Source organism: Microbulbifer sp. (genome assembly GCF_051659245.1).
Classification (GTDB): domain Bacteria; phylum Pseudomonadota; class Gammaproteobacteria; order Pseudomonadales; family Cellvibrionaceae; genus Microbulbifer.
In genome coordinates this window covers 1-9,588 of sequence record NZ_JBOFOC010000184.1, presented here as the reverse complement: position 1 = coordinate 9,588, position 9,588 = coordinate 1, and the positions used below count along the sequence as shown (strand labels likewise).

At 60.6% G+C, this 9,588-nt stretch carries 8 protein-coding genes; 3 read left to right on the top strand and 5 right to left on the bottom strand.

Going from position 1 to position 9,588, the window contains the following annotated elements; all coding sequences use genetic code 11:
• Positions 1-10: 10 nt before the first annotated feature.
• The 4 genes from argE to ACRC0P_RS17560 all read right to left on the bottom strand — a co-directional run bounded on the left by argE (position 11) and on the right by ACRC0P_RS17560 (position 4,061).
• The gene (gene argE / locus ACRC0P_RS17575) at positions 11-1,165 is read right to left on the bottom strand and encodes an acetylornithine deacetylase (RefSeq protein ID WP_438632602.1); all 1,155 of its coding nucleotides are present in this window, start codon (positions 1,163-1,165) and stop codon (positions 11-13) included.
• 51 nt (positions 1,166-1,216) lie between these two features.
• The gene (locus ACRC0P_RS17570) at positions 1,217-2,020 is read right to left on the bottom strand and encodes a PhzF family phenazine biosynthesis protein (RefSeq protein WP_438632601.1); all 804 of its coding nucleotides are present in this window, start codon (positions 2,018-2,020) and stop codon (positions 1,217-1,219) included.
• A gap of 77 nt (positions 2,021-2,097) precedes the next feature.
• Complete coding sequence (locus ACRC0P_RS17565; RefSeq protein WP_438632600.1) at positions 2,098-3,372, bottom strand: inorganic phosphate transporter; 1,275 nt, start codon at positions 3,370-3,372, stop codon at positions 2,098-2,100.
• Positions 3,373-3,383: 11 nt separating this feature from the next.
• Positions 3,384-4,061, bottom strand: a complete 678-nt coding sequence (locus ACRC0P_RS17560) for a TIGR00153 family protein (protein WP_438632599.1) — start codon at positions 4,059-4,061, stop codon at positions 3,384-3,386.
• 226 nt (positions 4,062-4,287) lie between these two features.
• On the opposite strand from ACRC0P_RS17560, the gene ACRC0P_RS17555 reads away from it, so the two are divergent.
• The gene (locus ACRC0P_RS17555) at positions 4,288-6,060 is read left to right on the top strand and encodes a GspE/PulE family protein (protein WP_438632598.1); all 1,773 of its coding nucleotides are present in this window, start codon (positions 4,288-4,290) and stop codon (positions 6,058-6,060) included.
• 312 nt (positions 6,061-6,372) lie between these two features.
• Here ACRC0P_RS17555 and ACRC0P_RS17550 read toward each other — a convergent pair whose 3' ends face one another.
• A complete protein-coding gene (locus ACRC0P_RS17550; protein WP_438632597.1) occupies positions 6,373-6,906 on the bottom strand; it encodes a hypothetical protein in 534 nt (177 codons plus the stop codon).
• Positions 6,907-7,312: 406 nt separating this feature from the next.
• On the opposite strand from ACRC0P_RS17550, the gene ACRC0P_RS17545 reads away from it, so the two are divergent.
• Together ACRC0P_RS17545 and ACRC0P_RS17540 are read left to right on the top strand one after the other, a co-directional pair.
• Positions 7,313-8,239: a hypothetical protein gene (locus tag ACRC0P_RS17545; RefSeq protein WP_438632596.1), complete on the top strand. Its 927-nt coding sequence runs from the start codon at positions 7,313-7,315 to the stop codon at positions 8,237-8,239.
• 245 nt (positions 8,240-8,484) lie between these two features.
• Positions 8,485-9,588 (top strand): RHS repeat-associated core domain-containing protein (locus ACRC0P_RS17540; protein ID WP_438632603.1); only part of this gene is annotated, 1,104 nt, incomplete at its 3' end.

Sequence of the window (9,588 nt, the reverse complement as noted above, 5' to 3'; positions counted from 1 at the left end):
TGGCCCGCTCCTACAGGCAGAACTTCGCAATCAACCCGCGCAGTATCTCCACCATCGGCGCGATCCGCTCCTGCCCCAGGTACTCGTCCGGCTGGTGCGCCTGGTCGATATCCCCCGGGCCCAGCACGATGGTGTCGATCCCCATGCTTTTGAAATAGGGCGCCTCGGTGCCAAAGGCCACGCTTTCCGCGCTGTGGCCGGTGAGCGCCTCCGCTACCTTCACCAACTGCGAGCCGGCATCCTGCTCGAAAGCCTCTGTGCCCAGAAACAGCGGCGCGTACTCCAGCTGGATTTTTTCGTCCTGGATACATTCGTGCAGTCGCTTGTCCAGCTCTGCGCGCAAGTCCGCCAGTGGCATACCCGGCAGCGGGCGCACGTCGAACTGCAGTTCGGTGTAGCCGCAGATGCGGTTTGGGTTGTCGCCGCCGTGGATGCAGCCCAGGTTCACCGTCGGCACCGGCACCGCAAAACCGGGGTTGCGGTAGCGCTGCTGCCACTCGCCGCGCAGTGCCAGCAGCTCACTGATGGCCCTGTGCATGGCCTCCAGGGCGCTGGCGCCCAGCGACGGATCGGAGGAGTGGCCGGAGCGGCCGGTGATACGCACCGCTTCCATCATCACGCCCTTGTGCATGCGGATGGGCTTCAGTCCTGTGGGCTCGCCCACCACCGCGTAGCGGGCCCGCGGCCGGCCGGCTTTTACCAGGGCGCGGGCACCGGCCATGGAGGTCTCCTCGTCGGCGGTGGCGAGAATAATCAGCGGTTGCTGCAGCGGTTTGTTCACAAAGGACTTGGCCGCTTCGATGGCGATGGGAAAAAAGCCCTTCATATCGGTGCTGCCCAGGCCGTAGAAGCGGTTGTCCCGTTCCCGCAGTTCAAACGGGTCCGTCTGCCAGCGGCCTTCGTCGTAGGGAACCGTATCGGTGTGGCCCGCCAGTACCAGGCCGCCGTCACCCTTCCCCAGTGTGGCGATCATATTGACCTTGTCCGGCTGGCCCGGGAGGGGCATCAGTTCCACCGAAAAGCCCAGGGTTTCCAGCCAGGCTGCGAGCAGCTCCACCACCCCGCGGTTACCCATGTCCAGTTTGGGGTCGGTGGCGCTGACACTGGGGCAGGCCACCAGTTGTTGCAACTGCTGTTTCAGGTCCGGTACCGCGGAATTACCCATAGCTCAGTTCCCTATCCTTTTCATGTGCCACCTGTCGGTCAAGCACTGCGGCTACAATGATAGCGTTATCTGACCGCGCAGATAGGTCACTGCCCCGCCGCGCATCAATACCCGACCCCCGACAAGCTCACATTCCAGTTCACCGCCGCGCGGGGAAATCTGCCGCGCACTGAAGCGCGTCCTGTCCAGCTTTGCCGCCCAATAGGGTGTAAGCAGTGTATGCGCGGAGCCGGTGACGGGGTCTTCGTCGATACCGATCGCGGGGGCAAAGAAGCGGCTGACAAAGTCGCAGTCGAAGCCGTCTCCCCAGGCGGTGCAGATGACGCCCCGATACGGCAGCGCGGCGACTGCGTGGAAGTCCGGCTGCAGCTCTGCCACTTGCGAGGCATCGGCAAATTCCAGGATCATCATGTCCCGATTACCTTCGCAGGCCAGTGCACGCAGGGGCTCAGCGCCCAGGGCGGAGCTGAATTCCGGCAGCAGCGGAATCTCCCCTGGCGGCTGCGCGGGAAAGTCCATCTCGATCAACCCGCCAGCGCGGCGCACGCGCAGTTCGCCGCTCTCGGTGAAAAAGCGGATCTCCTCGTCGCCGCAGCCCAGTTCAGTCCACATCAGGTGCGCTGTCGCCAGGGTGGCGTGGCCGCACAGGGGCACCTCAGCGGCGGGGGTGAACCAGCGCAGCTCGAAGCCACCGTCTTTCGGGACAGTGAAAGCCGTCTCGGCGAGATTGTTTTCCGCGGCGATTTTTTGCAACAGTTCGTCCCCCAGCCATTGCTCCAGCGGAACCAGCGCGGCGGGGTTGCCGCCGAACAGTTGCGAAGTGAAGGCATCAGCCTGGTAAATGGGCAATTGCATGGGAATTTCCTTATGGCAATAAAAAGGGGAGGCGCCAGTGACGCCTCCCCTTTTTATCAGGTATGTGTATTCGACGGCTAGCCGAATACACCCTTGAAGAAAAAGAAAAACAGAATCGCAATACCGGCACCGGCGGGCAGGGTGACCACCCAGGAGGCGGCGATGGTGCTGATCATGCGCAGGTTCAATGCGCCGATGCCGCGGGCCAGGCCCACGCCCAGAACCGCGCCCACCAGGGTGTGGGTGGTGGAAACCGGCAGGCCGGTGCCGGAGGCCAGCACCACGGTGGAGGCCGCGCCCAGTTCGGCGGCAAAGCCGCGGCTCGGAGTCAGCTCGGTGATCTTGCGGCCGATGGTGGCCATCACCTTGAAGCCGTAGGTGGCCAGGCCCACCACGATACCGGCGCCCCCCAGCAGTAGAATCCACGAGGGCATGGTGGCCTTGGCCACCACCGCACCGCTCTGTATCGTGTTGACCACGGCCGCCAGCGGGCCCACTGCGTTGGCCACGTCGTTGGAGCCGTGGGCGAAGGCCATGGCACAGGCGGTAAAGATCATCAGGATGGCGAAGACCCGCTCCACATTGGCAAAGCGGTTCTCGCGCTCGCGGGCCGGGTCGCGCTTGATGCGCTTCAGCATGGCCACACCGATACCCATCACCAGCAGACCCACCAGCGCGGCAATGCCGGCATCCTGCAAAAAGGACAGCTCGATTTGGGCGTCTTTCAATATGTGCTTCAACCCCTTGGTCAAAGTCACCATGGCGATCATCCAGCCCACCGCGAACATATAGAAAGGGATGTAGCGCTTGGCGTTGCCGAATGGGTCCTCGGTATTGAGGATCAGCCGCTGCACGCTGCGGAAGAGCAAAAAGGCAATGGTGCCGGCGAGCAGCGGCGACACCACCCAACTGGCCACGATGCTGCCCACCTTGCCCCAGGCCACCGCCTCCGCGGAGATGCCCACCGCGGAGAAGCCGACGATGGCGCCGACGATGGAGTGAGTGGTGGACACCGGCCAGCCGAGGATGCTGGCGATCATCAGCCAGGTACCGGCGGCGAGCAGTGCCGAGAGCATGCCGTACACCAGCAATTCGGGCTGGTCGTTGAAGACATCCGGCGCGATGATGCCTTTGCGGATGGTGGCGGTGACCTCGCCGCCGGCCAGGTAGGCGCCGGCGAACTCAAAGACCATCGCGATCAGGATCGCCTGTTTGATGGTCAGCGCGCGGGAACCCACCGAGGTGCCCATGGCGTTGGCCACGTCGTTGGCGCCCACCCCCCAGGCCATAAAGAAACCGAATACGCAGGCGAGAATCAGCAGGATGCTGCCGTATTGACTGAGAATTTCCACTTGTTCGCCCCCTAGCGTGCCAACAACAACTGCAAACGGTTACCCACGCTGTGGGCGCGGTCGGCCAGGTCGCCGATCCAATCGATCACCCGGTAGAGAAAGATCACATCCACCGGTGGCAGGTCTCTTTCGATTTTGAACAGCGCCGCGCGCACTTCCACTTCCAGTTTGTCGGACTTGCGCTCCAATTCGTCCAGTTCCTCGGTCATCCGCCGGGCGATATCCACTTCGCGCCCGGCGAAGCCGCTTTCCAGCAGCTCGTCCAGTTCGTTGATGGCGCGCAGGGCCTGGGCGGAGGTGGCTACGGCGCTGTCGACAAAGGTTTTCATCAGCGGCTGCAACTGTTCGGGAATCTCCATCTTGCGGCCGGTGGCCAGCCCGGCGATATCCTGGGCGGTGTTGGCCACTTCGTCCTGGGCGTGCAGCAGTTCCAGCAGGTCCGAGCGGGAAACCGGCATAAACAGGCTGTCCGGCAGGTGCAGGCGCAGATCTTTCTTGATGTCGTCGGCGCGATTCTCGCTGGCGGAGATACGCCGCTGGACCTGCTCGGCGGTGGCCAGGTCACCCTGCATCAGGGCTTCGAAGAAGGGGACCAGGTCCGCCGATGCCTCGTGGGCCGTGGCCATATGCTCCTTGATCGGCTTGATCGGCGAGCGGCCAAACAGGCTGGCGATATTGGACAGGGGCATGGGGTGCTCCTTTGCTCTCTGGCGCAAATGGGCGGCATGGTACCGCAACTTATGGGAAGGGCGTTAATAACCGCATTTACCCATAAACCACCCGCCGTTGCGGCCCGGGTGGTCCCGGGGCCCCCGGGTAGCGAAAGTTTGTGCACAATGCGCGTTACGGCGCACTGTCACCGGGTTCCGATAGAGCTACAATGCGCCGTCGGACAATGGAAGAGTGGGTTTCCCTATGGTAGGCAAAGTTGCGGACAGGTTGCTGGATTTGCGGGGGTTGCTGGAGGACCTGGTGTCCCAGGGCTATATCAACCGGCAGGACGCCAACCGGCTGATCGGCACCCCGCGCACCGCGGAGCAGGCGCAGATGCACCCGCTCAGCTATATCGCTAGCTGTGAACTGGAGAACCGCAAGCGCCCGGGCAAGGTTCTGGACGACGGGACCCTCACCCAGTGGCTGGCGGATTCCTCCTCCCACGGCCTCTACCATATCGACCCGCTCAAAGTGAATGTGGCCGCAGTCACCGAGGTGATGAGCTTCCAGTTTGCCAAGCGCCACCAGATCCTCTGTGTGGAGGCCACCAAGGACATGCTGTTGGTAGCCACGGCGCAGCCCTATACCAGTGGTTGGGAGGAGCAGCTGGAACACACCAGCGGTCGGACGGTGCAGCGGGTAGTGGCCAGCCCGGCGGATATCCAGCGCTACTGTGTGGAGTTCTACTCCCTGGCCAGTTCCATCTCCGGGGCCAGCGGCCTCAAAGGCAGTTCCGGTGCCGGCAATTTCGAGCAACTGCTGGAGCTGGGCAAGCTCAAGGACCCGGACGCCGACGACCAGCACATCGTCAATATCGTCGACTGGCTGCTTCAGCACGCCTTCGACCAGCGCGCCAGCGATATCCATATCGAACCCCGGCGGGAGATGGCGCGCATCCGCTTCCGCATCGACGGCGTGCTGCACCCGATCCACGAACTGCCGGACCAGGTCAACGCCGCGGTCACCAGCCGCCTGAAAATTCTCGGGCGCATGAATGTGGCAGAGAAGCGCAAGCCCCAGGACGGCCGCATCAAGACCAAGCGTCCGGACGGCAGCGAAGTGGAACTGCGCCTCTCCACGCTACCCACCGCTTTCGGCGAAAAACTGGTGATGCGGATCTTCGACCCGGAAGTGCTGGCGCGCTCCTACAGCGACCTGGGCCTCGGCGGCGACGACCTGGCCCGCTGGCAGGCCATGCTCGGCCGCCCCAATGGCATCGTACTGGTCACCGGCCCCACCGGCTCCGGCAAGACCACCACCCTGTACACCGGCCTCAAGCAAGTGGCCACCAGCGAGGTGAACGTCTCCACCATCGAAGACCCCATCGAGATGGTGGAGGAGAGTTTCAACCAGACCCAGGTGCACCACGCCATCGGCCTCGACTTCGCCGCCGGCATCCGCACCCTGATGCGCCAGGACCCGGACATTATCATGGTGGGTGAGATCCGCGACCTGGAAACCGCGCAGATGGCGGTGCAGGCGGCGCTCACCGGCCACCTGGTGATCTCCACCCTGCACACCAACGACGCCCCCACCGCGGTCACCCGTTTGCTGGACCTGGGCCTGCCGCACTACCTGCTGAAATCCACGGTGCTGGGGGTGATGGCCCAGCGCCTGGTGCGCACCCTGTGCCCCGCGTGCAAGCGCAAGGACAAGGTGAGCGAGGAGGACTGGCAGGCGCTGGTGCGCCCCTGGAAGGCGCCCAGGCCGGATGTGGTCTACCGCCCGGAGGGCTGCCTGGAGTGCCGCAATACCGGCTACCGCGGGCGCCAGGGGATCTACGAAATACTGCCGTTCAGCGAATCCATCCAGGCTTTGGTCAAGCCCGACTGCGACCTGCAGCAGCTGCGCCGCCAGGGCATGCGCGAGGGCATGAGCAGCCTGCGTTTATCGGGGGCGCGCAAGGTGGCCGCCGGTATCACCACCGTCGCCGAAGTGCTGCGCGTGGCGCCGCCGCCGGACATTGCGTTTTAATTTTGTCGGGACCCGGGACCCGGGACCCGGGACCCGGGACTCGGGACCGCGGAGCTTCAGCTCCGCACGTGGGCCGCAGGCCCACTCCCCCCTCTCCCGCATGCGGGAGAGGGGCCGGGGGAGAGGGCGCGGGCGGAAACCCTCTGCAGGAACCGGCGTGCCGAAAAACAGAAATCGCCACCCCTCCGTTCCAAAACCCGCCAGAATCATTCCGCCTCAACCAAAATTCCTTACTTACTGATGCATGTTTGATCGTATCCTTCTGGAGTCAGGCTATTCTACCACTCCGCCTCCGACTTATTCCGAGGTTCCCTAATTCAGACCTTTAAAAACTAACTTATATACCTGATCGGGGGTATCTTCCTCTTCAAGCGCAAAGTCAGCATAGTATGATCTGTTTGGGTTTAGGTTAATATTTCCACTGCTGGCCCGAAAAGGTTTAACCTTAATTTTGTTTGAAGTTCCACTGCTAATATTGTGCACTGTTATACTTCCGCCGACTTCTGCATCAACTACCCATGTCCCGGCTTTGACGGCATTTCGCTGTAACTCTATAGGCTGTATACCAGATACAGGAACATTGCCTATGGTTTGGTTTATACTGCTATCCCCAACTGGATTGCCCGGAGTGACCGGATTGTTAAATTTTCCACTGTACTCAAAATATGTAAATATTAATATATTTTGATTTTGGGGGGCATGCAACCTTACTGTAAGAGCTACTGGAGCAATGTTTTTCTCCTTTGGTTCTTTTTTTCCTATTGTAATAGTACCTCCTGATTGGTTTATCAACATCCCAAAAATTAACACCAAAATACCAATTACTGCACCGAGTACGATTTCCATAATTTTTTCCTGGTTGTGTCCATGAATATTAAACCAGTGCGGATGTAGAAAGCATCCTGCTACAAGTTCAATGTATACTATTTATTGATTCAGTAACTAATCCCCGTTCATAAACGGGCACTTTTTTACTAAAGCAGTACTATCGTTTCACTTTCGGCATCGTGGCGCCATTCTGTTCCGGCTGGGCCGGACCCTACGCGACAATCGTCTCCTAAAACTCATAGCCCTCTACCTGAGGGCAGGATTTGTCGACAACCAGCGTCTCTATGAGAGCCGGGAAGGAGTGCCAGAGGGAGGACCACTATCTCCCTGTTGGCTAATATCCTGCTCGACTCACTGCCGATGATCGGCGGACGGATGCGGATGGATTTCAATAGAGTTGGCGTAAAATGCCTTCTGTTGGTGGGTGTCCAATTTTCACTCCACCAGTTACTCGGTGGACAATGGCCGGGTCAAGGTGGAGGTCAAAGAGCAAGTGCTGGACGCGGATGGAAACCTCGAAGAAACCCAGGTCAAGGAAAACTACTATCTGGTCACTGGCGACCTGGATAAAACCATCGACGCGGCAGGGACTGCCGATCAGGTCACCACCAGCTATATCCACTACGGCAGCGGATTTCCGGAAACAGTCACGGTAACCGGCGACAACGGAGACTTCGTCTCAAGTTTCGATTACGACCTGGCCGGCTACCGCACCGGGCTGACCGATCCCAACCTGGGCATGGTGAAGACCACCTACAATGCACTGGGCCAATTGGACGAGCAAACCGACAACAAGGGCCAGGGCATTGCCTACACCTACGACAAGCTGGGCCGGCTACTCACCCAGACGGATGCGGACGGTACCGCCCAATGGACCTACGACCCGGCCAATGGCGTGGGCGCGCTCGGCAGCCGCAGCTATACCCAGGGCGGTGTCACCATCTTCTCGGAAAACTACAGCTACAATGGCAAGGCCCAGTTGGAATCGGTGAGTACCTCACTCGAAGCCAGCGGCCTCAGCCGCAGCTACCAGCATGGCTACAGCTATTACGGTGACGGACGCCTGCAATCGGTCACCTATCCCAATGGCGCCGGCGTGACCTACGACTACGGCACCGACGGGCGCGGCTACCTGCACGAAATCCGCGACCAGGACGACAATCCTTCAAAACCTTCAACCAGCTCAACGCCCGCGGCCAGGTGGAGCAGGAGGTTTACGGCAACGGTCTGGTCACCACCCGCACCTACGATCCCGTTACCGGCCGCCTGTCCACTATCAAGACCGGCGGAGGCAGCATTCAGAACAACGAATACAAATGGCGCAGCAACGGCACCCTGGAAAGCCGACTGACCCGCACTGCCGGAGGCGCCATCGACAAGGAAGAGATCTTCACCTACGACGACCTCAATCGCCTGTTCGACACCACCATTACCGCCGGTGCTACCACCAGAACCCTGAGCACCCGCTATGACAAACTGGGCAATATCACCGGCAAGACCAGCAGCCATCCGGGCGATACCCAGGTCACCGGCTACCAGTACGGACAGACCACCAACGCCGGGATTAACGCCGTCAGCAACGTTACCATCGACGGCGTGGCCCACACGTTGCACTACGACCTGAATGGTGCCATCACCCGCTACGACGCCGCCAGCGGCGACGACAAGTGGGTCACCTGGAACGCCCGGCAGCTGCCCACCGAAATCGTTCTCGGTGACAGCAAAACCACGACCACGCCCACAGCGAGGGACCGGTTCCAATACGGCCCCAACGGCAACCGCTTCTACCGGGAAACCAGCTGGTGGGATACCACCGCGGAGCAGCTGCGCACCGAGCGGACCTTTATCCTCGGCAACTTCGAGGAACAGCTGCCCGCCAACGACCCGGATTACCAGCGCATCGAGAAAACCACGCTGGACGCCAACGTGGCGCATATCGCCGCCTACCACCACGATGGTGGCCAGGAGGAATTTCGGGAATACCTGCACCGGGACCACCTGGGCTCCGTCGAAAAGATCACCGACGAAACCGGCCTGGTTATCCTGGACACCGCTTTCGAACCCTTTGGGGCCAGAAGAGGTGCGGACTGGCAGAGTGAGCTAAGCGAAGAGGAACTCCAGGAGCTGCTCGCCGCCCAGGGCATCACCACCAGGAGAGGCTTCACCGGGCACGAGCATCTGGACAGGACCGGGTTGATTCATATGAACGGGCGCGTCTACGATCCGACCCTGGGCCGTTTCCTGAGTCCGGACCCGATTGTGCAGGCGCCCACATACAGCCAGAGTTGGAACCGGTATACTTACGTGTTCAATAGCCCGATGACTTTTACCGATCCTTCCGGTTTCGTATCAGTGAGGGAGTTATCGGAAGAAGAGGATGATCCTATTGAGGAGGTTGAGGTTGTTGGAAGGCCATTGAGCAGCCCGGCCCACCTTTCAGTGAGGTTCTTGGTAAGTACCGGCAGTATCCAGTTGGCGAATCCTTTTGCATTCAATCTTGGCAGCGGTGGTGGGGGGGTTGCAAGCGAGAAGAATCTTGGCGAAAGTGACGAGGAGGAAGGTACGGAGAAGGCGAAGAATGTTACCGAGACCGGAACAACTTATGAAAGCGAAGTGGTAGTAACAGTCGATTCAGATGGGAACCCGGTATATAGCTCGAGCTTTACTAAATTTCTATTTTACCAACGTGTTATGACGCGC